At 67.9% G+C, this 23,154-nt stretch carries 19 protein-coding genes; 11 read left to right on the forward strand and 8 right to left on the reverse strand.

Annotated features, from left to right (window positions below; translation table 11 throughout):
- Window positions 1–34 precede the first annotated feature (34 nt).
- Complete coding sequence (locus AB0P21_RS08595; protein ID WP_363694917.1) at window positions 35–1,072, forward strand: NAD(P)-dependent alcohol dehydrogenase; 1,038 nt, start codon at window positions 35–37, stop codon at window positions 1,070–1,072.
- A gap of 317 nt (window positions 1,073–1,389) precedes the next feature.
- Here AB0P21_RS08595 and AB0P21_RS08600 read toward each other — a convergent pair whose 3' ends face one another.
- Window positions 1,390–3,225, reverse strand: coding sequence for a long-chain fatty acid--CoA ligase (locus tag AB0P21_RS08600; protein ID WP_363694919.1), 1,836 nt, complete (start codon window positions 3,223–3,225; stop codon window positions 1,390–1,392).
- A gap of 107 nt (window positions 3,226–3,332) precedes the next feature.
- Here AB0P21_RS08600 and AB0P21_RS08605 point away from each other — a divergent pair, with 107 nt between their 5' ends.
- The gene (locus AB0P21_RS08605) at window positions 3,333–4,958 is read left to right on the forward strand and encodes a peptide-N4-asparagine amidase (RefSeq protein ID WP_363694921.1); all 1,626 of its coding nucleotides are present in this window, start codon (window positions 3,333–3,335) and stop codon (window positions 4,956–4,958) included.
- Here the strand turns inward: AB0P21_RS08605 and AB0P21_RS08610 are convergent.
- Window positions 4,946–5,980, reverse strand: a complete 1,035-nt coding sequence (locus AB0P21_RS08610; protein WP_363696464.1) for an aspartate-semialdehyde dehydrogenase — start codon at window positions 5,978–5,980, stop codon at window positions 4,946–4,948. The two genes, AB0P21_RS08605 and AB0P21_RS08610, sit on opposite strands and share 13 nt — an antisense overlap.
- A 57-nt stretch (window positions 5,981–6,037) precedes the next feature.
- Here AB0P21_RS08610 and add point away from each other — a divergent pair, with 57 nt between their 5' ends.
- Complete coding sequence (gene add / locus AB0P21_RS08615; protein WP_363694923.1) at window positions 6,038–6,982, forward strand: adenosine deaminase; 945 nt, start codon at window positions 6,038–6,040, stop codon at window positions 6,980–6,982.
- A 61-nt stretch (window positions 6,983–7,043) separates the two neighbouring features.
- Here add and AB0P21_RS08620 read toward each other — a convergent pair whose 3' ends face one another.
- Both AB0P21_RS08620 and AB0P21_RS08625 read right to left on the reverse strand, forming a co-directional pair.
- Window positions 7,044–7,229 carry a tautomerase family protein gene (locus AB0P21_RS08620; RefSeq protein ID WP_132194310.1) on the reverse strand — a complete coding sequence of 62 codons (186 nt, stop codon included), beginning with the start codon at window positions 7,227–7,229 and terminating at the stop codon, window positions 7,044–7,046.
- 66 nt (window positions 7,230–7,295) lie between these two features.
- Window positions 7,296–8,810, reverse strand: coding sequence for a sodium:solute symporter family protein (locus AB0P21_RS08625; protein WP_363694926.1), 1,515 nt, complete (start codon window positions 8,808–8,810; stop codon window positions 7,296–7,298).
- Window positions 8,811–8,914: 104 nt separating this feature from the next.
- On the opposite strand from AB0P21_RS08625, the gene kduI reads away from it, so the two are divergent.
- From kduI to AB0P21_RS08645, 4 genes are all read left to right on the forward strand, one after another.
- Entirely contained in the window at window positions 8,915–9,745 is an 831-nt protein-coding gene (gene kduI, locus AB0P21_RS08630; RefSeq protein ID WP_363694928.1) for a 5-dehydro-4-deoxy-D-glucuronate isomerase, read from the forward strand.
- Complete coding sequence (locus tag AB0P21_RS08635) at window positions 9,742–10,521, forward strand: SDR family oxidoreductase (protein WP_363694930.1); 780 nt, start codon at window positions 9,742–9,744, stop codon at window positions 10,519–10,521. The genes kduI and AB0P21_RS08635 overlap by 4 nt, the downstream gene beginning before the upstream one ends.
- A gap of 11 nt (window positions 10,522–10,532) precedes the next feature.
- On the forward strand, window positions 10,533–11,297 hold the full coding sequence (locus AB0P21_RS08640) for an IclR family transcriptional regulator (RefSeq protein ID WP_363694933.1): 765 nt from the start codon (window positions 10,533–10,535) through the stop codon (window positions 11,295–11,297).
- Window positions 11,298–11,421: 124 nt separating this feature from the next.
- A complete protein-coding gene (locus AB0P21_RS08645) occupies window positions 11,422–14,463 on the forward strand; it encodes a CBM35 domain-containing protein (protein WP_363694935.1) in 3,042 nt (1,013 codons plus the stop codon).
- Here AB0P21_RS08645 and AB0P21_RS08650 read toward each other — a convergent pair.
- From AB0P21_RS08650 to lepA, 4 genes are read right to left on the reverse strand one after another with little or no spacing between them, the layout of a single operon-like run.
- Entirely contained in the window at window positions 14,460–15,926 is a 1,467-nt protein-coding gene (locus AB0P21_RS08650; RefSeq protein ID WP_363694936.1) for a carboxylesterase family protein, read from the reverse strand. The two genes, AB0P21_RS08645 and AB0P21_RS08650, sit on opposite strands and share 4 nt — an antisense overlap.
- A 22-nt stretch (window positions 15,927–15,948) precedes the next feature.
- Window positions 15,949–16,575 carry an MOSC domain-containing protein gene (locus AB0P21_RS08655; protein ID WP_363694938.1) on the reverse strand — a complete coding sequence of 209 codons (627 nt, stop codon included), beginning with the start codon at window positions 16,573–16,575 and terminating at the stop codon, window positions 15,949–15,951.
- Window positions 16,576–16,615: 40 nt separating this feature from the next.
- Window positions 16,616–17,521, reverse strand: a complete 906-nt coding sequence (locus AB0P21_RS08660; protein WP_363694940.1) for an aminoglycoside phosphotransferase family protein — start codon at window positions 17,519–17,521, stop codon at window positions 16,616–16,618.
- Window positions 17,521–19,410 (reverse strand): translation elongation factor 4, encoded by a 1,890-nt coding sequence (lepA, locus tag AB0P21_RS08665; protein ID WP_363694942.1) that lies wholly within the window; start codon window positions 19,408–19,410, stop codon window positions 17,521–17,523. The genes AB0P21_RS08660 and lepA overlap by 1 nt, the downstream gene beginning before the upstream one ends.
- Before the next feature lie 177 nt (window positions 19,411–19,587).
- Here lepA and AB0P21_RS08670 point away from each other — a divergent pair, with 177 nt between their 5' ends.
- From AB0P21_RS08670 to AB0P21_RS08685, 4 genes are all read left to right on the forward strand, one after another.
- On the forward strand, window positions 19,588–20,127 hold the full coding sequence (locus AB0P21_RS08670; protein WP_363694943.1) for a SigE family RNA polymerase sigma factor: 540 nt from the start codon (window positions 19,588–19,590) through the stop codon (window positions 20,125–20,127).
- Window positions 20,124–21,302, forward strand: a complete 1,179-nt coding sequence (locus AB0P21_RS08675) for a hypothetical protein (RefSeq protein WP_363694945.1) — start codon at window positions 20,124–20,126, stop codon at window positions 21,300–21,302. Before AB0P21_RS08670 ends, AB0P21_RS08675 begins: the two co-directional genes overlap by 4 nt.
- An 80-nt stretch (window positions 21,303–21,382) precedes the next feature.
- Window positions 21,383–21,958: a SigE family RNA polymerase sigma factor gene (locus tag AB0P21_RS08680; protein WP_363694947.1), complete on the forward strand. Its 576-nt coding sequence runs from the start codon at window positions 21,383–21,385 to the stop codon at window positions 21,956–21,958.
- On the forward strand, window positions 21,955–23,142 hold the full coding sequence (locus AB0P21_RS08685) for a hypothetical protein (RefSeq protein ID WP_363694949.1): 1,188 nt from the start codon (window positions 21,955–21,957) through the stop codon (window positions 23,140–23,142). The genes AB0P21_RS08680 and AB0P21_RS08685 overlap by 4 nt, the downstream gene beginning before the upstream one ends.
- The last annotated feature ends 12 nt before the right edge of the window (window positions 23,143–23,154 follow it).

Consider the following 23,154-nt stretch of genomic DNA (forward strand, 5'->3'; position numbering starts at 1 on the left):
GAAATAGACCGAATAGTCTGTTTAAGGAGTTCTGATGCGATCCACTCTGGGTTGGGAAGCCGGCGGCCGGACCGGGCGGGTGCGCAAGACGCGCCTCGAACGCCGGGACCTACGTCCCCACGACCTCGCGATCCGGATCGATTTCTGCGGGGTTTGCCATACCGATGTGCACGCCCTCGACCAGCACGACGGAGCGGCGCGACTGGTGCCGGGGCACGAGTTCACCGGCGTCGTGACGGAGGTCGGCCCCGAGGTCGGCGACTTCGAGGTCGGAGATCCCGTTGCGGTCGGCAACATCGTTGATTCCTGCGGGCAGTGCCCGATGTGCGTGGCGGGCCAGGAGAACTTCTGCCACGAGTTCCCCACGCTGACCTACGGCGGCGTCGATCGTCACGACGGCTCCACCACGCTCGGCGGCTACTCCCGCGAGTTCGTCGTCCGGGATCGCTTCGCCTACCACCTTCCGGCCAGCCTGGATCCGGCCGGCGCCGCGCCGCTGCTCTGCGCCGGGGTGACTGTCTGGGAACCGTTGCGCGCCCTTGGCGTTGGCGCGGGCAGCCGGGTCGCCGTCGCCGGCCTGGGCGGGTTGGGACATCTCGCGGTGAAGATGGCGGTGGCGCTCGGCGCGAGCGTCTCGGTGGTCAGCCGCACTGCCGACAAGGCCAAAGACGTCGCCCGACTCGGCGCCGACCAACTCTTGGTCTCCACCGACGAGGAACAGCTGGCCGAGGCAAGAGACTCGTTCGACGTCATCATCGACACGATCGCCGCTCCACACGACCTCAGCCCCTACCTGCGACTGGTCGCGATGGACGGCACCCTCAGCCAGGTCGGCTACCTCGGAGCCATGACCGTCGAGACGATGGACCTGCTGGGCGGACGCAAGAAACTCACCTCGTCCGGCAGCGGCGGCCGCCCCGGAACCGCCGCCATGCTGGAGTTCTGCGCAGCGCACGGGCTCACCGCCGACGTCGAGGTGCTCCCCTCCTCCGAGGTCAACACCGCCCTGGACCGGCTGCGTCGCAACGACGTCCGCTACCGCTTCGCGCTCGACCTGTCCGACCTCGCCTGAGGTCGCGTCGCCTAGCGGGGCTCGACCAGGCTGCGGACGGCGGCTTGGAGGGCGTCGCGGTGTTGCTGCAGGCGCTCGGGCGAGAGCGGGTCTCCCCCGCCGGCGGCGTGGAGTGCGGGTGGGGCGGAGAGCCAGCTTTCGGTAAATCAACAGCTGGTTACTTAGCTCTCGAGTCCATCACCACGTCAAGCACCAAACCCCTGAGCGACGGCAGCACCGCCCCAGCCACCCACCGCGCGACTGCAGCGCCACACCTCCGCCCTCACCAAGCAGGCGACGCAGGAGCCGGCGCCCAGGGTGGCGCGGGAAAGAACTGCCTAGTCGTACATCTTGTCCAGCAGATCGCCGTACGTCGTCTCGACGTACTTCCGCTTCAGCTTCAGCGACGGCGTCATCTCGCCGCCTTCGACCGTCAGGTCCCGATCCAGAATCGTGAACTTCTTCACCGTCTCCCACCGGTTCAGCCCCGCGTTCAGCTCGTCCACGTAGCCCTGTACCAGGGTCTGTACCGCGGGAGACGTCACGATCTCCGCATACGACTTCCCAGCCAAGCCATTCGCCTCGGCCCACGGTTGGATCGCTTCAGGATCCAGCGTCACCAGGGCGCTGACGAAGTTCCGCTGGTTGCCGTGGACAAGGAACTGGCTCGCGTACGGGCAGATCATCTTGAAACGCCCCTCGATCACCTGCGGCGCGACGTACTTCCCGCCGGAGGTCTTGAAGAGGTCCTTCTTCCGATCGGTGATGAACAGGAACTCGTCCTCGAAGTGCCCGATGTCGCCGGTGTGGAACCACCCGTCGGCGTCGATCACCTCGGCGGTCTGCTCCGGCAGGTTGTGATACCCGCTCATCACGCCCGGACCCTTGATCAGGATCTCGCCGTCCTCGGCGATCTTGAACTCCGCCGCCGGGAAGATCGGTCCGACACTGCCCAACCGGTACTGGTCCGGCCGGTTCAGCGAGGACCCAGCCGCCGTCTCCGACAGCCCGTACCCCTCGAGGATCAACAGCCCAGCAGCGTGGAACCACTCGGCCAGCTTCTTGTCCAGCGCGGCCGAGCCCGACACGAAGAACCGGATCCGTCCGCCGAACCGCGCCCGGATCTTCGACAGCACCAGCTTGTCCGCCAGCGCGTACTGCGCGCCGAGCACGCCGCCCGGCTCCTTGCCCTGCTGCCGCAGCGCCGAGACCTGCGCGCCGACGCCGAAGGCCCAGTGGAACAGCTTCGCCTTGACCCCGCCCTCGGCCTCCATCATCGTCACGATCCGGCCGTGCGCCTTCTCGAAGACGCGCGGCGCGGCCGCCATGAAGGTCGGCTGGACGATCGCGGCGTTCTCGACGATCTTGTCGACCCGGCCGTCGATCGCGGTCGCGAAGCCGATCTGGAACTGCACGGCCAGCAGCACCTGCCCGAACACGTGCGACAGCGGCAGCCACAGCAGTTGCAGGTCGTCCGGGCTGAGCACCCGGATGCCTTCAACGGCTGCGCCTTCGTACGTCCAGACCGAGTGCGGCAACCGCACGCCCTTCGGCCGGCCGGTGGTGCCGGAGGTGTAGACGAGCGTGCAGAGGTGCTCGGGCAGCACCTGGGCGATCCGCGCGTCGACCGTGTCGGCCTGCTCCTCGAGCCGCTTCGCGCCGAGCTCGTCGAGCGCGGCCAGCGTGATCACCCAGTCGCCGTCCTGCTCGTCCGGCGTGCCGTCGATCAGCACCACCTTGCGCAGCGACGGCGTCTCCGACTTGTGCTCGCGCAACTTGTCGACCTGGCTGGCGTCCTCGGCGAAGACGACCTGTACTTCGGCGTCCGCGACGATGTACGCGACATCGGCGGCCATCGTGGTCGGGTAGATCGTCGTGGTCGCGGCTGCGGCGAGCACCGACGCGAGGTAGCACTGCACCCACTCCAGCCGGGTGCTGGCGGCGATGCCGACCCGCTGCTCCGGCTCGACGCCGAGCGCGACCAGCCCCGCGGCGCGACGCCGTACGACGTCCTCGGTCTGCCGCCAGGTGACGGTCTGCCACCCGTCGGCGGCCGGGGCTCTGAACGCCTCGAGATCGGGGGTCGCAGCGACCCGGTCGAGGAACATCTGCGCGAGGTGTTCCTTGCGATTACTCAGCAGCGCGAGCTGGGGACCGTCGGCAACGGGCTTCATGATTTTGGCCTCCACAAGGTCAAGTAACCGAACAGTAATGGGATCGGCCAGCGCTGGCCATGGTCCTCGCTTGCCCAGCCGCACCATCTCGATTACGTTTCCGCAACATGCGCGTACGGTCTGTGGCTCTGATCTCACTGTCAGTCCTCTCCCTGGGGTTGCTGTCCCCGGCGACCGCGGCCCCGCCGCCGCCGGAGTTCGGCAGCGACTACTCCGATCCCCGCACGCCGGCGCCGCCGGTCGCGGTGCCGAACACCAGGCACTGCTCGGTCGAAATCGTCCGGAACGGCTTCAAGAACTTCGACCCGTACACCTCCACCTACACGCCCCCGGCCGGCTGCCGCGGACCGTGGTCGAAGGTGGTGCTGCGGATGCAGGGCTCGGTCAAGGGCGTCCAGTACGACCGCCTCGGCCACATCACGATCGGCGGCGTCGGCATCTTCCGCACCTCGACCCCCGAGCCGAGCACCGACGGCATCAGCTGGCAGGTCGAGAAGGACCTCACGGCGTACAGCCCGCTGCTGCGCACCCAGCAGCCGGTGGTGATGGAGCTCGGCAACGTCGTCAACGAGACCTACACCGGCGTCCTGGACATCGTCGTCACGCTCGACTTCTACACAACCGGCCACGGCGCACCCCCAGCCCGTACTGCGAACGCCGTCCTCCCCCTGCAGGACCAACGCCGCGAAGACTCCGACCTGGTCGGTACTGCGACCCTCCCACGCAACACCTCCCGCCTGGTCGGCGAGGTCTACGTGACCGGCTCCGGCGGTGGCTGCGAAGAGTTCTGGGACACCTCGGCCCCCGCCTCGACCGGCTACTCGTGCCCGGACGGTTCGCCGTACCGGGAGGTGGAGGTCGAGATCGACGGCAAGATCGCCGGCATCGCCCTGCCCTACCCGTACATCTACACCGGCGGCTGGTCGAACCCGTACTCCTGGCGTCCCTCCCCCGCGCCGCGGGCGTTCGACATCAAGCCCCTGACCTACGACCTGACCCCGTTTGCGGGCCTGCTCACCGACGGCAAGCCACACGAGTACAAGGTCCACGTGGTCGGCGTACCGGCCGGGCAGAGCGGCTGGTTCACCGTTCCCAACCTGCACGTCTGGACCGACCCGATCCTCAAACAGACCCACGGCAAGCTGACCTCGTACTCCGTGACGCCGCTGACCAAGTCGGACGACGTCACCGGCGCGAGCGGCGCGGCCGGGTCCGTGCTGACCAAGGCCTCCCGCGCCCTGAAGATCAGCGGATACGTCAACACGTCGGCCGGCCGGGTCCGGACGACGGTCGAGCGGTCGCTGACCAACAACAGCAAGCACGTCTGGGAGGCCGGCGAGTCCCGCGACGCCCTCGACGCCACCTGGCGCGACCTCTCCACCGTCACCAGCGGCCTGCGGGTCGACCGCACCGACCTGACCTACAGCAAGAATGGCTACCTCAGCTTCTTGCCGCATGCAACGATCCCGGACGGCTACGACGTCATCACGGATCTCGATCTGGTCGACCGCAGCCACACCACGAGCCGGCTCGGCCCGGTGACGCTGGCGGACCGGCGTACCGAGGAGACGTACGACGGCCGCGCGTCGTGGATCTACAACGTCCCGCGCGACCAACGGCACGCCACCGGCACCCAGACCGTCCGCTATCGCAGCACGGGCACCGGTGGCTGCTACGACCACACCCTGGCGGCCGTCAACGGCATCTACACCAAGGACTTCTACCGCTGCTGAAGCAGTTCGGCGATCTGTACCGCGTTGAGCGCCGCGCCTTTGCGCAGGTTGTCGTTGGCAACGAAGAGGACCAGTCCGCGATTGTCCGGGACGGACTGGTCCTGACGGATCCGGCCGACGTACGACGGGTCGTTGCCGACGGCATGCAAAGGGGTCGGCAGCTCGGCCAGCTCGACACCAGGCGCGGCGGCCAGCAGCTCGGTCGCGCGCTCAGGCGTGATCGGGTCGGCGAACTCGGCGTGGATGCTGAGCGAGTGACCGGTGAAGACCGGCACCCGGACACAGGTGCCGGCCACCAGGAGCTCCGGGATGTGCAGGATCTTGCGGCTCTCGTTGCGGAGCTTCTGCTCCTCGTCGGTCTCACCGGAGCCGTCGGCAACGATCGAGCCGGCCAGCGGGAGCACGTTGAAGGCGATCGGACCCGCATAGACCTGCGGCTGCGGGAGCGCGATCCCGTCGGTCCCCTGCGCCAACCGGCCGGCGCCCGAGACGAGCGCTTGGGTCAGCTCCTCCAGCTCCCGTACGCCGACGCCGCCCGACCCCGAGACTGCTTGGTAGGTCGAGACGATCAGGCGGGTGAGCCGAGCCTCGCGGTGCAGCGGGGCCAGCACCGGCATGGCCGCCATCGTGGTGCAGTTGGGATTGGCGACGATGCCCTTGGGCAAGTGGTCGAGATCGCCGGGGTTGACCTCGGCAACGACCAGCGGGACCTCGGGGTCCATCCGCCAGCCGGACGAGTTGTCCACCACGACCGCGCCGGCCGCGGCGACCTTCGGGGCGAACTCCTTGGAGGCCGTCTTCCCGTTGGAGAACAGCGCCAGGTCGAGACCCTTGAAGTCGGCCGTGGCCGAGTCCTCGACAGTGATCTTCACGTCGCCGAACGCCAGCTGGCTGCCGGCCGACCGGGCGGAGGCGAAGTACCGGATATCGTCGACCGGAAACTCTCGCTCCACCAGCAGTTGCCGCATCACGCCGCCGACCTGACCGGTTGCCCCAAACACTCCTACTCGCATGAGCACCAGCCTAAGTGAGAGTCCAGTCTGGCTGAGGCGACGGGTTGCAGAGTGAGAACATCAGCTATGCGTTCACTACCACTGGTCGACCTGCACCGGCACCTCGAAGGGTCGATCCGGACCAGCACCGTCCTCGACATCGCCGAGCGCACCGGGCACCCGCTGGCAACCCGCTCCAAGCCCCGTACTGCGCTCGTCGCCGATGGCTCCGAGGGCGGCCTGTTGCCCTACCTGGACAAGGTGGACGTCGCGATCGGCGTTCTGACGGAGCTGGACGACTGGAGTCGCGCCGCGGCCGAGGCGGTCGACGATGCCTTCGACGACGGGCTCGACCACCTCGAACTGCGCTACTGCCCAGGGATCATTGCCCACGACACCGGTCTGCCACCCGAGGCAGTGATCGACGCGGTCTCGGATGCCGTGGCCGAGCGGTCGGCGCGGCGCGGGCTGCCGGTCGGGTTGATCGGCATCGTCGTCCGACACCTCGGCGCGGAGTCGGCCGAGCAGCAGATCACCACGCTGCTGTCGCGCCGGGATCGCTTCTGTGCGGTCGATCTGGCCGGTGACGAAGCCAACTTCCCGGCCCAGCTGTTCGCGCCGGCCTTCCAGAAGGCCCGGGACGCGGGGCTTCACGTCACCATCCACGCGGGTGAGGCGGCGGGGCCGGAGAGCGTGTGGGATGCAGTCAGGCATCTCAAGGCCGAGCGCATCGGGCACGGCGTACGGGCTGCTGAGGATCCCGAGCTGATGGAGCATCTGGCCCGGCACAACATCACGCTGGAGGTGTCACTGACGAGCAACACCCAGACAGGTGCCGCGCCGAGCTATGCGGAGCACCAGATCCACACCTTGCTGGCCGCGGGAGTCCCGGTCACGCTCAACACCGACAACCCACGGGTCAGCGACGTCAAGCTCTCGCAGGAGCATCGGGCTGCGGTCAACGAGGTCGGCCTGGCTGAGGATCAGCTCGTACAGGTGGCCGAGCAGTCGGTCTCCGCCGCGTTCCACTGAAAGAACACCGCTGTGCCGGGAGGCCGATCCCGGCACAGCGGAGGCATGGTGAAGGCAGAGGTCAGCTGTCGGAGACGAGAACGCCGCCGTTGGCGACATCCGACTTCTCGATCTCCTGGAAGACGATCCGGACCGCCTCGCGCTTGGCGCCGAGGATCGCGATCGCGGAGTCGGTGACGGCGGCAACGAACTCGCGGCGCTGGTCGAGGGTGCGGCCGGAGAGCAGTTCGACGGTGATGTTCGGCATAAGGCGGAGCTCCTCAGAGATCGATGGCAAGTTCTGTACTGCGGAACATTGTTCCACGTGGTCTGACTAGTTCACGGCGGCTGCTCGCCTGGCGAGCACCTCGTCGCTCTCGTCCGGGTCGTGGTTCAGCGACTCGAGCAGCACGTCGACGGAGTCCCGGCGCTCCGGCAGCAGCAACCCGAGGCCGACGTACACGACCAGGGATGTTGCCAGTGGCAACGCAACCACCATGGTGGTGTCGGTGGAGCCGATCCCCCACTTGACCACTGCCCAGACGGTCAGGCCGGCTGCCCAGGAGGCGATCGCCGCCCGGGGCCCGGAGCGCCGGAACCAGGGCAGCAGACCGAGCATCAGCGGGATCGAGATCGGGCCCATGGTCGCGGCCACCAGGTCCACGACGATCTTCAGCACCACCCCCTGACCGTTGGTGATGATCGCGATCAGCATGCTCACCGTGACGAAGGTGAAGGTGGTGATCCGGGCGAACTTCAAGGTGGCCACGTCGGAGAGCCGGCGCAGCTTGGGCACCAGCACCGGGCCGATGTCGCGGGTGATCACCGAGGAGATCACGTTCGCGTCGGAGGCGACCATCGCCATCGTGTGCGAGAAGAAGCCGGCCAGCACCAGGCCGATCAGGCCGCTGGGCAGCAGCAGTTGCGCCAGTTCGACGTACGACTGCTCGGCCTTGGCCAGGTTCGGGACCAGCAGCGGCGCGGCGCACATCGGGATGAACAGCACCAACGGCCAGACCAGCCACAGGAACGAGGACAGCAGCGCGGACCGCTTGGCCTCGGAGCCGGACGGCGCGGCCATGTAGCGCTGCGCCAGGTTCCACATCCCGCCGTTGTACTCGAAGGTCTTGATGAACAGGAACGCGATCAGGAAGATCGGTGTGTACGGCCCGTTCAGCGCGTCACCGTGCCCCTCGGGCAACTGGTCCCACATCTTCCAGAGGGTGGGGATGCCGTCCAGGTGGGTCAGGACGCCGACGAACATCGCGATCCCGGCCGCGGCCTGGATGATGAACTGGCCGAAGTCGGTGAGCACGTCGGCCCACAGCCCGCCCAGGGTCGCGTAGAGCATCGTCACCACGCCGGTGAGCAGGATGCCCCAGCGCATCGGTACGCCGGTGAAGCCGTTCAGCAGGACGGCGATCGCGACCCACTTGGCGGCGATGTCGACCACCTTGAGCGCGGCACCGGAGTACGCGAGCACCTGCTGGGTCGGCAGGTTGTAGCGCTGGGCCAGGTACTCCAGCGGCGAGACGACGCCGTGTTTGGCGCGCAGCCGGTTCCAGCGGGCGGCGAACAGGAACGCGCCGATGCCGACGCCGACGCCGATCGACAGGGCCCACCAGACGTACACGGTGATGCCGTAGTTGTAGGCCACCGCCGCGAAGGCGACGAACATGACCGCGCTGTAGCCGGACATGTGGTGGGAGATGCCGGACAACCACCAGGGGATCCGGCCGCCGGTGGTGAAGTAGTCCACCACGGTCTTGATCTTGGTGCGCGACCACAGGCCGATCAGCACCATCAGCACGAAATAACCGGCCAGCACCGTCCAGTCGAGCGCTGTCATGTGAAACCTCCAAGAGGGCGGAACTTGGTGCCACAAGGCGGAACTTCTAGTTGGGAAGCATTTGTACTCTTGACTCTTGGTTCTGTCTAGTAGAACTTAGTTCCATGAATTCGCCTCTCCGGGTCCGGTACGCGACCCACCCCGCACAGGTCCCCGGGTTCGACACCGCCGCGCTCCGCGAGCAGTACCTGGTCGATGACCTGTTCACCCCGGACACGATCACCGCCGTGCTCACCCACCACGACCGGATCGTGCTGGCCAGCGCCCGCCCGGTCAGCGGCCCGCTGACGCTGGGCACCTGGCCCGAGCTGCGCAGCGAGTTCTTCCTCGAGCGCCGCGAGGCCGGCATCGTCAACGTCGGCGGCCCCGGCACCGTGACGGTCGACGGCACCAAGTTCGAGCTGACCACCGGCGCCTGCCTGTACGCCGGCCGCGGCGCCCGCGAGGTCGTCTTCGAGGGCAGCGAAGCCGCTTTCTACCTGTTCTCCGCCTCCGCGCACACCGATTTCCCCACCACGCTGGTCCAGCCCGGCGAGGGCAACCGGCTCGAGCTGGGCGACCAGCAGACCGCGAACCGCCGCACCATCGACCAGTACATCCATGCCGACGGCGTCAAGAGCTGCCAGATCGTGCTCGGCGTGACGACGCTGCACGCGGGCAGTACCTGGAACACGATGCCCGCGCACACGCACGACCGGCGTACCGAGTGCTACCTGTACTTCGGACTGCCCGAGTCCGACCGGATCGTCCACTTGCTGGGTGAGCCCGAGGAGACCCGGCACCTGCTGATCGCCGACCGCCAGGCGGTCATCTCGCCGAGCTGGTCGATCCACTCGGGCGTCGGCACCTCGTCGTACAGCTTCGTCTGGGCGATGGCCGGCGAGAACCAGGCCTTCACCGACATGGATGGTGTCGATGCGAAGGACCTGCGGTGACTCAACCCTCACCTTTCAGCCTCGAAGGCAAGACGGCGCTGGTCACCGGTGCTAGGCGCGGAATCGGCGCGGCGATCGCGGCCGGCCTGGCTGCCGCCGGCGCCGATCTCATCCTGATGGCCCGAGACGCGGCGCTCGAGGACACGCTGGAAGCGATCAAGCAGAACGGCGGCGGCCAAGCGACGGTCGTCACCGCCGATTTCGCCGACCCCGCAGCCGTCGAGGCAGCCGCCACCACAGCGGTTGCCGACGCGGCAGCCGCCGGCCGCCGGATCGACATCCTCGTCAATAACGCCGGCACCATCCGGCGTGCCCCGGCAGCCAGCACCGCGGCCACCGACTGGCAGCACGTGATCGACGTCAACCTGAACTCGACCTGGGCCGTCACCCGCCCGATCGGTGCGGCGATGGTCGAGCAAGGCAGCGGCAAGATCATCACGATCGCCTCCCTGCTGAGCTTCCAGGGCGGCGTCACCGTGCCCGCCTACACGGCCAGCAAGCACGCGGTCGCCGGCCTCACCAAGGCGCTGGCCAACGAGTGGGGACCGGCCGGGGTCCAGGTGAACGCAATTGCCCCGGGGTACATCAGCACCGACAACACCACCGACCTGAGAGCCGACACGGAGCGCGAAGCGGCCATCCGCGATCGCATCCCGGCCGGCCGCTGGGGACAGCCCGAAGACCTGGTCGGCGCGGCCGTCTTCCTGGCCTCCGTGGCATCCGACTACGTCAACGGACACGTACTGGCCGTCGACGGTGGCTGGTTAGCCAGATAAGAGGTGACAGGATGAGCGACATGAGTTCGCCCTCGGCCATCGACAAGACGCTGATGGTGCTCGACGCCGTCCTCGAGCACTCCCGTTTCACCGACGTGGTGACGGCCACCGGCCTGGCCAAGTCGACCGTCCACCGGATCATGGCCTCGCTGGTCGAGCACGACTTCGTCGCCCAGTCCGAGGACGGCTCGTACCACCCGGGCCCGAAGGCGCTGCGGCTGGCGGGCCACGCGCTCACCAACGTCGACCTGGCGACGGTGGCCCGGCCGGTACTGGCCGACCTCGTCGCGCAGACCCGCTGCACGGTCCACGTCGGCCTGCTCAACGGCGACGAGGCGATCTACGTCGCCCGCCTGGACGGCCCCAAGCCGTACCGGATGCCGTCCCGGGTGGGTAAAGCGTTCTGGTTGCACTGCACCGGGATCGGCAAGGCACTGCTCGCCGAGAAGGACGACGAGGGCCTCGACGCGCTCGTCACCCGGACCGGTCTGCCCGCCCGCACGCCCCTGACGCACACCACGGCCGCGTCCCTGAAAGCCGATCTGGCCCAGGTCCGGTCGCGCGGCTACGCCTTGGACGACGAGGAGAACGAGCCCGGCATCCGCTGTGTCGCGGCGGTCATCCACGACCACACCGGTACTGCGATCGCCGCCGTCAGCATCTCGACGCTGTCCCTCGAGCAGTCGATCGCCCAGGTCGCCCTGATGGCACCGGCGGCGATCGAGGCGGCTCGCAAGATCTCCGCAGCTTTGGGCTACATGGAGCCGACGCACTAACGCTGCGCGGTCATTCCTGAACAGTCCGTTGTCAGCAGCCCTCGGGCAGGTCTAGCATCGGCAGTGATTATTAGGAAACCTTCTTAACGATCAGTGCCCGCTCCCGCCCCAGGAGGCCTGCTCGATGAAACGTCTGTCCCGTTGGTTGCTGGCCACCGCATTGGTCGCCGGTGTCTGCTCCGCGATTCCCGCCACCGGCGCCCCACCCCGAGCCGAGGCCGCGGCTTCGGTCGCCCCGATCCCCAGCTTCTTGTTGCAGACCTCCGCGCAGGTCTCCGACGACTCCGCCGTCACCAAGCCGGGCTTCCCGACCACCGGCTGGCTGCCGGTCTCGTCCCGCTCGACCGTGTTCGCCGGGCTGCTGCAGAACAACAAGTACCCGGACCCGTTCTTCTCGACGAACATGAAGAACGTCGACAGGACCCAGTTCAGCGTGCCGTGGTGGTATCGCGCCGACCTGCAGGTCGCCGACACCGGCCAGCGCACGTACCTCGACTTCAGCGGCGTCCTGTCCCGCGCTGATGTCTGGGTCAACGGCGTCCGGGTCGCCGACAAGAACCAGGTCGCCGGCGCCTACACCCGGCACGACCTCGACATCACCGCGCAGGTGCATGCCGGCAGCAACAGCATCGCTCTCAAGGTCTACCCGAACGACCCGAACCGCGATCTCACCATGGGCTGGATCGACTGGGCCCAGACACCGCCCGACCAGAACATGGGTCTCGTACGCGACATCCTCGTCCGGCGCAGTGGAGCAGTCGCGCTCCGCGGCGCTCACGTCGTCACCAAGCTGACGGTCCCCTCGCTCAACCACGTGGACCTCACCCCGAAGGTTGACGTCCGCAACGACTCCACCGCGGCTGTGTCGACCACGGTCAGCGGCAGCGTCGCCGGAGTACCGGTCAGTCAGACGGTTTCGCTGGCGGCCAAGGAGAAGAAGACCGTCACCTTCGCGACGATCGGGCTGGACAACCCGAACGTGTGGTGGCCGGCCGGGATGGGCGGGCAGCCGCTCTACTCGATCGACCTGACCGCATCGGTCGCCGGTACTGCGTCCGACAGCGCGATGGCCAAGTTCGGAGTACGGGATGTGAAGGCGCCGCTCAACAGCAGTGGTGGCCGGGCGTACTCGATCAACGGCCGTCCATTGCTGGTGAAGGGTGGCGGTTGGTCGCCCGATCTGTTCCTGCGCTGGGATGCGACGAACGCGGCCGACAAGCTCAAGTACGTCAAGGATCTGGGCCTCAACACGGTCCGGCTGGAAGGGCACATCGAGCCCGACGAGTTCTTCGACCTGGCCGACCAGCTCGGCATCCTGACCATGCCCGGTTGGGAGTGCTGCGACAAGTGGGAGAGCCAGTCCAACGGCAGCACCTGGACGACCGAGGAGCAGCGGATCGCGAAGGACTCGATGACGGGTGAGGCCGAGCGGCTGCGCAACCACCCGAGCGTCTTCACCTTCCTGATCGGCAGCGACTTCGCCCCAAACGCGGCGACCGAGCGGAACTACCTGGACGCGCTCAACGCCGCCGACTGGCAGACCCCGGTGATCCCGGCCGCGTCCGCCAAGGCGTCACCGCAGCTCGGCACCTCCGGGATGAAGATGAACGGGCCGTACGACTGGATCCCGCCGAACTACTGGTACGACAAAGCACACGGCAACTCCGGCGGCGCCTGGGGCTTCAACTCCGAGACCTCGGCCGGCCCGGACATCCCGACCCTGGACACGCTGAACCGGATGATGACGCCGGCCGAGCTCGAGGTGCTCTGGAAGAACCCGGCGGCCAACCAGTACCACCGGTCCTCGTCGACCACCTTCGGCAATCTCAAGCTGTTCGGCAACGCGCTGGCCGGCCGGTACGGCGCTCCCGCGAGCCTGACCGACTACGTCAAGAAGGCCCAGCTGGCGGCGTACGAGAACGTCCGGGCCGAGTTCGAGTCGCACAACCGGAACTTCACCGACGCCTCGAACCCGTCCACCGGGCTGATCTACTGGATGCTCAACAGCGGCTGGACCTCCCTGCACTGGCAGCTCTTCGACGCCTACCTGGACCAGAACGGCGCGTACTACGGCGCCAAGAAGGCGAACGAACCGCTGCACGTCCAGTACTCCTACGACACCAAGTCCGTTGCCGTGATCAACCAGAACCACGCGGCAGCGTCCGGGCTCACGGCAACGGTCAAGCTGTTCAACGTCGACGGTACGGAGAAGTTCTCCCAGTCGGCGGCGGTCACCGTCCCGGGTGACGGCGGCAAGGCGACGGCGCTGACGATCCCGGCCGTCAGCGGCCTGTCGGCGACGTACCTGGCGAAGCTGGTGCTGACCGACTCGGCCGGCGTCGAGGTGAGCCGGAACGTGTACTGGCTGTCCACGAAGGCGGACACGCTGGACTGGAACAACACCGACTGGTACTACACGCCGACCACGAGCTACGCCGACCTGACCGGGTTGTCGAGTCTTGCCCAGACGCCGGTCTCGGCCAACGCCTCGACGACGGCCGCAGGCGACACCACCACGACCACGGTGACGCTGAAGAACACCTCGACGGCGAAGACGGCGGCGTTCTACCTCGACGCGCATGTCGTCGGCGCGGGCGGCAAACCGGTGCTGCCGATCCAGTGGAACGACAACGCGGTCTCGCTGTGGCCCGGCGAGACGACCGTACTGCGGGCGACGTACCGGACCTCGGATCTGAAGGGCGCTGCGCCTTCGGTCCGGATCACCGGCTACAACACGGCGACGCAGACCATCCCGGGCAACGGCGGCGGCCCCACCAACCCTGACCCGGTGGTCTACGAAGCCGAGGACGCCACCATCACGGCCGGTCTGGTCGAGTCGAACCACGCGGGCTTCTCCGGTCGCGGTTTCGTGAACTACGACAACGCGGTCGGCAGCACGGTCGAGTGGACCGTCAACGCCACCAAGGCCGGCCCGGCCACGGTCGAGCTGCGCTACGCGAACGGTACGACGGTGAACCGGCCGATGAACGTGTCCGTCAACGGCACGGTCGTCTCCGCCGGGCTGGCCTTCGCCGGTACCGGCGCCTGGACGACCTGGCAGACGAAGACCGTCACGGTGAATTTGGTAGCTGGTAGCAACAAGATCAAAGCTGTCGCTACCACCGCCAACGGTGGACCGAACACGGACAAGATCACGGTGTCCTAGCGGCGTCCGCTCCAGAGCTCGCGGCTGGCGGGGTGGTGGTCGGTGACCACCCCGTCCACGCCGCTGAACTCGCGCTCGACCCGGTTGGCCGGCGTGTACGTCGGCCAACCGGGATCTCCGGTCTTGGCGAAGGCCACCCAGCTCGCGTGCATGCCGGTCGCGAGCTCCGCGTCGCCGGCGTCCTGCAACATCCCACGCCAGTCGGGGTTGTCCAGGTTGTCGAACACATACGGCAGCTCGAGCCCGTGCGCGGCGCCCAGTCGGCCATCGCGCGCCGATGACTGCCACGCGAATCGATACACATGCGCCCGGCCGTGCGCCTCGGCCAAGCGCAGCGCGGGGATCCGGTAGACGGCGTCGGTCAGCATGGCGATCATCGCATCGTAGTCCCGGCTCGGCCCAGTCGCCCAACCTCGGTAGGCCGCCCGGTCCTTCCTGGTCAGCTTGAACAAGCGGCTCAGCACCACCGTCAGCGCCCGCGTGACGACACCACTCTCGGGCGTGGTCAGGAAGAACAGCCGGGCCTCCTGGGTGTTGTACCCGACGAGCACGTCGACCTCCGACCCCGCGCCGGCCTCGATCGCCTTGATCGGCAACACCGGCAGCACCTCGCCGTCGATCACCGGCTCGAACGGCATCAGGTTGGTTGCCACGTCACCCCAGACCCGCCGGAAGGGTGCCTTCGGCAACTGTGCGGAAACCTGCGACTGCGCCGCGATCAGGTCGGCGGAGCTCGCAGTACTGACGCCTTCGCGGGTCGGTGGCACTCGCAGTACCTTCGCGAGGCGGCGGCCGACGTTGCTCGCGGCTGATGGTGAGATCGCGTGGTGTCCGGCGCCGGACTCCAGGATCGCCCGGTGGAACAGTCCCTTGGCGGCCGGCATCGCGAGTAGCGCGCCGATGCTCATCGCGCCCGCTGACTCGCCCATCACGGTGACGCAGTTCGGGTCGCCCCCGAAGGTCGCGATCGTGTCGCGCACCCAGGTGAGCGCGGCGATCTGGTCGAGCAGGCCGAGATTCGGTACGCCGTCGCCGAGCCAGAGGAAGCCGTCGGCGCCGAGGCGGTAGTTCATCGTCACGAAGACGATGCCGTCGCGCGCGTACGCCGTACCGTCGTAACCGGGGAGCGCGTTGGAGCCACTGGTGAACGAGCCACCGTGGATGAACACCACGACCGGAGCCGACCCGGTCGGGTCCGGCGTCCAGACGTTGGCGTGCAGGTAGTCGTCACCTGGTACGACGATGTTCGGCAGCAGGTCCGACAGCTGCGCGGACGCCTCAGCCTGTGGCGGCGTTGGGCCGGGACGTGTGGCGTCCCTGATCTCGCTCCACGGTTTGGCCGCTGCTGGCGGCTGGAACCGGAGGTCGCCGACCGGCGGCGCGGCGTACGGGACTGCCCGGAAGACGGCGCCGTGTGCGATGGCTTCGCCTCGCACCTGACCGGAAGGAGTGGTTACCAACATGCCTGCCACTCTCGCAGGTCGATCAGCTCCGGCCGGCGACCCGCTGCGCGATTTCCCGGAGTTCGTCCATCAACTCGACCCCGGAGTCGAGCATCCCCTGCATCTTGGCCGAGTCCTGCGCGGCGAACATCTCCGCGACGGTGACCTCGTGATCAGGCCGGCTGAGCACCTCGACGGCATCACCGGCGCCGATCGTGCCCGTCTTCAGCACCTTGAGATAAGTCCCCGGACACCCGGCCTGGTGGAACTGCTTCACCCACCCCTTCAGCTGCATCCGGTGCTGAAAGGTGATGCACGGAATCCGCGGCGCCCGGACCACCACCTCGACCTCAGGCCCGATCCGCCACACCTCACCGATCAACGCGTTGCTGACGTCGACCCCCTCGGTCCGCAGATTCTCCCCGAACAACCCCGACGGGATCTCCCGCCCGAGCTGCTCACTCCACCACCGGGCATCCTCCTCGGCGTACACGTAGACCGCCTGATCCGGCCCGCCGTGATTCTTCACATCACAGACCCGATCCCCCAGCAACCCCAACTCCCCCACCGGCACCCGCCGCGCCTGCGGCCGCTTGTCGATCGCCGTGAACCCGGACTCCTTGGGCCCCGGAATCAACTCCTCCACCACATTCACCGTCAGCACGCGCATGTCTCCATGCTGCCCCGCGGGCCGCGCAGTTACTACTGTTTTAGTCCTGGATGGCTTTCACGATGGCGATGTTGCGGGTGAGCCAGTCCTGCGGGAGGGTTTCGTCGGGGCCCTGGAGGGTCCAGAGGACGTTGAGCATTTGGCGGACTATCACCCAGCCGCGGGCTCGGTCCTCGTCGAGTTCGGCGGTGTCGATGGCGGTGTAGAAGCGCTGGCGGATCCGGAAGCGGAGGTCGCCGGACGCGACCACGTCGTCCCAGCGGTTCCAGATCAGCGGCGCGATCTCGTAGTGCGGGTCGCCGGAGAGCGGCTTCGGGTCGATCACCAGCCAGGGCTCGCGGTCGGCGGCCAGCATGTTGAAGTAGTGCAGGTCGGTGTGGATCAGCGTGCCGTCGCAGGCCGGGTCGGCGGCGAAGTCGGCGGCCAGCGAGATGGCCTGTTCGACGTACCGGTGTGGCACCGGCGCGGACGCGGGTAGTTGCCGGAAGCCCTCGATCCAGCGCTTCAGCTCACCCGACAACGTCCGGTACTGCGGCCCGGCCGCGACGTGCAGCCGTTTGTAGCTGGAGGCAACGATCTCGCAGGCCTCCAGGTCGCCGACCGTCGTCAGGTCGCGCGGCTGCAACCGCTCCAGCAGCAAGGCGAAACGCCGCGGATCAGCCCGGAGCAGCTTGACCGCGCCGTTCCCGTCCCACGCGCGCAATGCCAGATGCTCGGTCTCGGCCTCCCAGTGCGGGAACTGCACCTTCAGCACCGCCGAGGTACCGTCCTTGGCCAGCACCGGCACCACCAACGCACAGTTCCCGTACGCCGGTACGCCGTCCTCGCGCAGCTCCCACTCGGCCAGCAAATCGCGGACCAGCCGCGGCAGCCCGGCCAGCCACGCGGCCCACTCGGGACCGCGCGACCCGACCTCGAGGAACTTCGCGGGGATCTCGACCGGCACTACTTCTTCTTGTCGCCCGGTGACTCGCTGGTCTTGAGCGCCGCGATGAAGGCTTCCTGGGGGACCTCGACCCGGCCCACCATCTTCATCCGCTTCTTGCCCTCTTTCTGCTTCTCCAGCAGTTTGCGCTTCCGGGTGATGTCACCGCCGTAGCACTTCGCCAGCACGTCCTTGCGGATCGCCCGGATCGACTCGCGGGCGATGATCCGGGACCCGATCGCGGCCTGGATCGGCACCTCGAACTGCTGCCGCGGGATCAGCTCCTTGAGCTTGCCGGCCAGCGCCACGCCGTACCCGTAGGCGTTGTCCTTGTGCACGATCGCCGAGAACGCGTCGACGGTCTCGCCCTGCAGCAGGATGTCGACCTTGACCAGGTCGGCGGCCTGCTCGCCGGTCGGTTCGTAGTCCAGCGACGCGTAGCCCTTGGTCTTCGACTTCAGCTGGTCGAAGAAGTCGAAGACGATCTCGGCCAGCGGCAGCGTGTAGCGCAGCTCGACCCGGTCCTCGGACAGGTACTCCATCCCCTGCAGGTTGCCCCGCTTGGTCTGGCACAGCTCCATGATGACGCCGATGAAGTCCTTCGGGCTGAGGATCGTGGCCCGGACCACCGGCTCGTAGATGTCGGCGATCTTGCCGCCGGACGGGAACTCGCTCGGGTTGGTCACCACGTGCTCGGAGCCGTCGTCCATCTCGACCCGGTAGACCACGTTCGGCGCGGTCGAGATCAGGTCCAGGTCGAACTCGCGCTCGAGTCGCTCGCGGACGATCTCCATGTGCAGCAGGCCGAGGAAGCCACAGCGGAAGCCGAAGCCGAGCGCGCCCGAGCTCTCCGGCTCGTACTGCAGCGCCGCGTCGTTCAGCTGCAGCCGCTCCAGCGCGTCCCGCAGCGTCGGGTAGTCGTCGCCGTCGATCGGGAACAGCCCGGAGTACACCATCGGCTGGGGGTGCTTGTACCCGCCGAGCGCCTCGGTGGCGCCGCGGATGTGCGAGGTGACGGTGTCACCGACCCGGGACTGGCGGACGTCCTTCACGCCGGTGATCAGGTAGCCGACCTCGCCGACGCCGATACTCGGCGACTTCTTCGGGTCCGGCGAGATGACGCCGACCTCGAGCATCTCGTGCACGGCGCCGCTGGACATCATCTTGATCTTGTCGCGGTGGTTCAGCTCGCCGTCGACCACCCGGACGTAGGTGACCACGCCGCGGTAGGTGTCGTAGACCGAGTCGAAGATCAGCGCCCGCGGCGGGGCGTCCTTGACGCCCTTCGGCGGCTCGACCTGGGCGACGATCTCGCTGAGCAGCGCCTCGACGCCCTCACCGGTCTTCGCCGAGACCCGCAGTACGTCGGACTCCTTGCAGCCGATGATGTGCGCCAGCTCGGCGGCGTACTTCTCCGGCTGGGCGCCCGGCAGGTCGATCTTGTTCAGCACCGGGATGATGTGCAGGTCCGCGTTCAGCGCGAGGTACAGGTTGGCCAGCGTCTGCGCCTCGATCCCCTGCGCCGCGTCGACCAGCAGCACGGCGCCCTCACAGGCCTCCAGCGACCGGGACACCTCGTAGGTGAAGTCGACGTGGCCGGGGGTGTCGATCATGTTCAGGATGTACGTCGTACCGTCCGGGGCGATCAGTCCGCCCGGGGAGTCCGGCTGCGGCGCGTACGGCAGCCGCACCGCCTGCGACTTGATCGTGATGCCGCGCTCACGCTCGATGTCCATCCGGTCCAGGTACTGGGCCCGCATGTCCCGGCCGTCGACGACACCGGTGATCTGCAGCATCCGGTCGGCCAGCGTCGACTTGCCGTGGTCGATATGGGCGATGATGCAGAAGTTCCGGATCAGCGTCGGGTCGGTGCGACCGGGCTGCGGAACGGACGGGGGGCCAGCGGGCACGAAGGGATCCAGTTCGTCTCGGGTGGTCGATCCAGGCGCGCGGAAGGCTCCGCGGCGATCAACCAATCATCCCATGCCGCACGACCGGTTTTCGACCCGGCCTTGATCACACCGAGTCACCGGTGAACCCGCACAGTGATACTACAGCGTTTCAGCGGCCGACACGTCTCTAAGGGTGTGACCAACCTAGTGGTGAGTATCGGGCACCCTCACCAGGCGCCAGCCGCCGACGACGCGCGAGCCGCGATCTCGGCGCTCTACGGCCAGCACTGGCGTGGGCTGCTGCGCCTGGCCGTCCTGGTGATCGATGACCGACAGACAGCCGAAGACATAGTCCAGGAAGCCTTCGCCCAGCTGTACCGGCGCTGGCCTCTGCAGGACTCCGACAAAGCCCTCGCCTACCTGCGGACGGTCGTGCTCAACGCGGGCCGCTCGACGCTGCGGCGACGCCGGGTGGCGCGGCTCTACACGCCACCGCACGAGCCGCCCCAGGACTCCGCGGAGAGCACCGCCGTCCTCAGCGAGGAACGTCTCGAGGTGCAACGGGCGCTGCAGTCGCTCCCGGCCCGCCCCCGCGAGGTCCTCGTACTGCGCTACTACCTCGACCTGCCGTTCGAGGAGATCGCCCAGATCCTCGGGATCAGCGCCTCCACCGCCCGGGCCACCGCGTCGCGCGGCCTGACGGCCCTGACCAAGAAGCTGAAGGAAGTCCGATGAACGACACCAAATCCCGCTTGCGCGACTACCTGAACGCCAAGGCCGACACGGTCTCGAACGCCGACCACGGTCCGGGCCTGGAGCTCGACGTCGCCAGTACTTCGGCCCGCCGCAGCTGGATGCCGATGGCGCTGGCCGCCGCCAGCATCGGCGCGGTGCTGATCCTGGCGGTCACCTTCCTCAGCAGCCTCGGCGGCAACCAGCCGGAACCGGCCGCGCAGCTGCTGACCGGACCGGTCTCGACAGCTGCGCCGAAGATCCCCTACACGACCCTCGTCCACAACAACCCTGACAACCCGCTGGACACCTGGTGGGCCGTCCTGCACGACGGCAAGCAACAGGTCAAGAACCCGGGGGCCAAGGGCCAGGTGCTGTCCCGGCTCGGCGACGGCTGGCTGGTGATGACCGGCTACCCGGATCCGAAGAAGTCCCAGCCGGCCCTGCTCACCGCCGATGGCAAGCTCGAGCCGCTCGGTCCCGTCGGCTCCATCAGTCCGGTCGTCTCCCCTGACGGCAAGCAGATCGCCGTCTCGGTCGCGCCGTTCGGAGACAAGACCAGCCGCATCGTGGTGGTGAACGTCGAGGACGGCAAGGAGGCTGCCGCCATCACGCTGCAGAGTCCGAATCTCGGCCCGCTCGGCTGGAACAAGGACGGCATCTGGATCCACCTGAGCACCTTCGAGCCCGGACAGCCGGTGTCGGTCTGGCAGCCCGGATCGGCCGAACCCCGTGCGCTCGGGAAGGTGGCCGGCAACCTGACCGTCGGCCGCGGCGTCGACACGGTCGTGCAACTGGCCTTCAAGGACAACAAGGGATGCTTCAGAGTCGGCCCGCTGGGTGCGAACGGGCTCGAGCTGAAGCACAACTACTGCCCTGACAACGGGATCCGCGCCATCTTCGTCGGCATCTCGCCGGACGGGCGTACGGTCGCCTTCAGCCACGGGGCGGCGCTCGACGTGGCCACCGGCAAGGTCACCAAGCTCCGGCTGCCCGCCGGATACCAGGGCTCCATGAAGCCGATCTTCGAGGACCCGGCCAACGTGATCCTGGCCGGCGAGTCCACGGCCAAGAACGCGGCGCCGAAGGTGATCCGCTGCGGTGTCGCCACGGGCGAGTGCAAGGTGCTGGTGACCGTCGACGGGGCGGACACCCTCGACGCGCTGGTCAGTCCTTGATCCGATCGCAGTGAAGGGAAGAGACACCGGTTCGGCGTGCAACAAAAGCGCTGAGCCGGTGTCTCTTTACTGTGAGCGACATGATGGTGAGCGGGGGCGGCAGCGCTGGTGCGCCTGGCGCGCCTGGCGCGCCTGGTGCGGTTGGTCCTCCGCCCGCGCCGGATCCGGATCGCGAGGGCGCGATCACCCGGCTGTACCGGGAGCAGTGGGCCGGCATGGTCCGGCTGTCGCTACTGATGCTCGGCGACCGGCCGTCGGCGGAGGACGCCGTCCAGGAGGCGTTCGCGGCGATGTACCGGCGCTGGGACAAGATCAAGGACGGCACCCGGGTCGACGCGTACCTGCGGTCCGCCGTACTGAACACCAGTCGCTCCGTACTCCGGCGGCGCAAGCTCGCGCTGTTGCACCGGGGACAACCCGAGCCGGCGGTTTGGTCGGCCGAGAGCGCGGCCATGATCGGGGAGGACCGCCGGGAGGTGCTCGCGGCACTCGCGACGCTGCCTGCCCGGCGGCGCGAAGTACTGGTGATGCGGTTCTATCTGCACCTGTCCGACGCGGAGATCGCGCAGACCCTCGGGATCAGCGAGGTGTCGGTGCGGTCGACCGCGTCGCGAGCGTTGAAGAGTCTGGGCCACAAGTTGAGGGAGGACCGATGACCAAGTACCTCGAAGAGCGGTTGTCGGAGGCTCTCGACGCCGCCGCGCGGACCGTGCCGGACAACGCAGTACCGCCGGAGTTGTTCCCCGCGCCGCCCGCCGAACGGCGTTGGGCGCCGGTCCTCGCTATCGGGGTGGCGATGGCCGCGGTGGTGACCGCGGTCGCGATCCCGCTCGTGATCGCGCACAACAGGACGGCGCCGGCTACCGGGGTGTGTCCCGCGTCGCCGACGGTCAGCCCGCTCACGTACGAGAAGCGTCAGTACCCCGGTGCGGAGAACGCGGAGCTGAACAAGCTGCCGTTCGGTGGCCCGCCTCGGGTGCCGTTCACGATGACGAGGGACCTGCAGTGGAACGGGCGCTACCTCGAGGATCTCGGGGTGCGGGTGCCGCTCGCCGATGGGCAAGTGGTCTATAGCCTCGGCCGGATCTCCTGCGGCTGGGTTGTTTCCCGGAAGTTCGGCAAAGAGGTCGACGAGGCAGGCGTGCTGACCACAGATGGGAAGTACCGATCGCTGGGCACGGTGACCGGGGACACCGCCTCCTTGTCGCCGGATGGAAGTCAGTTGGCCTATCTCACGCCCGCCGCGGAGGTGGTCACCGTGTCGGTTGCCACCGGCAAGCGGTTGGCTGCCACCCAGGCCGGCAGCAACACCGAGATACTCGGCTGGAACAGTCACGGCGTCTGGTTCATGCCGGACCGGGACAAGTCGCTGACCCAGTTGTGGCGGCCGGGCAACGCGCCGGTCAGCGTGGAGACCGGCGATCACCACCTGACGGCGTACCGGGGTACGGACCGGATGCTGCTCAGCGAGGGCGCCAACTCGTGTGTCCGGGTGGTGACTCTGGAGGGCGGCAAGCTGAACACCCTGCTGGAGAAGTGCGGTGGCACCAGCGCGGCGCTGTCCCCTGACGGCCGGCTACTGATCGCCGAGAACGGCCCGGCCGCTCAGGGCTATCTGGTCGAGACCGGCGCCAAGACCGCCTTCACCATCTCTTCCACCATCCTTACTCCTGACTACGGGGCGATCTGGGAAGACTCCACCCATTTCATCCAGGCCGCAGGTCTCGCCACCGACCGTCAACTGACGCTGCGTTGCGATGTCGTCAGCGGCGCTTGTGAACGCATCCAGGACGGTCCCCAAGGACCTGGCTCGCTCGGTCCCGACCTCGGTTATCCGTAAATCCTGGGCGGC

Origin of the sequence: Kribbella sp. NPDC056861 (assembly GCF_040687575.1) — a bacterium.
Taxonomy (GTDB): Bacteria; Actinomycetota; Actinomycetes; order Propionibacteriales; family Kribbellaceae; genus Kribbella.

Excerpts from the sequence above, each read along its gene's own strand:
- AB0P21_RS08645 (WP_363694935.1), top strand. The coding sequence starts at position 11,422 with ATGAAACGTCTGTCCCGTTGGTTGCTGGCCACCGCATTGGTCGCCGGT.
- AB0P21_RS08640 (WP_363694933.1), top strand. The coding sequence starts at position 10,533 with ATGAGCGACATGAGTTCGCCCTCGGCCATCGACAAGACGCTGATGGTG.
- AB0P21_RS08620 (WP_132194310.1), bottom strand. The coding sequence starts at position 7,229 with ATGCCGAACATCACCGTCGAACTGCTCTCCGGCCGCACCCTCGACCAG.
- add (WP_363694923.1), top strand. The coding sequence starts at position 6,038 with ATGCGTTCACTACCACTGGTCGACCTGCACCGGCACCTCGAAGGGTCG.
- AB0P21_RS08595 (WP_363694917.1), top strand. The coding sequence starts at position 35 with ATGCGATCCACTCTGGGTTGGGAAGCCGGCGGCCGGACCGGGCGGGTG.
- kduI (WP_363694928.1), top strand. The coding sequence starts at position 8,915 with ATGAATTCGCCTCTCCGGGTCCGGTACGCGACCCACCCCGCACAGGTC.
- AB0P21_RS08600 (WP_363694919.1), bottom strand. The coding sequence starts at position 3,225 with ATGAAGCCCGTTGCCGACGGTCCCCAGCTCGCGCTGCTGAGTAATCGC.
- AB0P21_RS08650 (WP_363694936.1), bottom strand. The coding sequence starts at position 15,926 with ATGTTGGTAACCACTCCTTCCGGTCAGGTGCGAGGCGAAGCCATCGCA.
- AB0P21_RS08605 (WP_363694921.1), top strand. The coding sequence starts at position 3,333 with ATGCGCGTACGGTCTGTGGCTCTGATCTCACTGTCAGTCCTCTCCCTG.
- AB0P21_RS08625 (WP_363694926.1), bottom strand. The coding sequence starts at position 8,810 with ATGACAGCGCTCGACTGGACGGTGCTGGCCGGTTATTTCGTGCTGATG.
- AB0P21_RS08675 (WP_363694945.1), top strand. The coding sequence starts at position 20,124 with ATGAACGACACCAAATCCCGCTTGCGCGACTACCTGAACGCCAAGGCC.
- AB0P21_RS08680 (WP_363694947.1), top strand. The coding sequence starts at position 21,383 with ATGATGGTGAGCGGGGGCGGCAGCGCTGGTGCGCCTGGCGCGCCTGGC.
- AB0P21_RS08655 (WP_363694938.1), bottom strand. The coding sequence starts at position 16,575 with ATGCGCGTGCTGACGGTGAATGTGGTGGAGGAGTTGATTCCGGGGCCC.
- AB0P21_RS08685 (WP_363694949.1), top strand. The coding sequence starts at position 21,955 with ATGACCAAGTACCTCGAAGAGCGGTTGTCGGAGGCTCTCGACGCCGCC.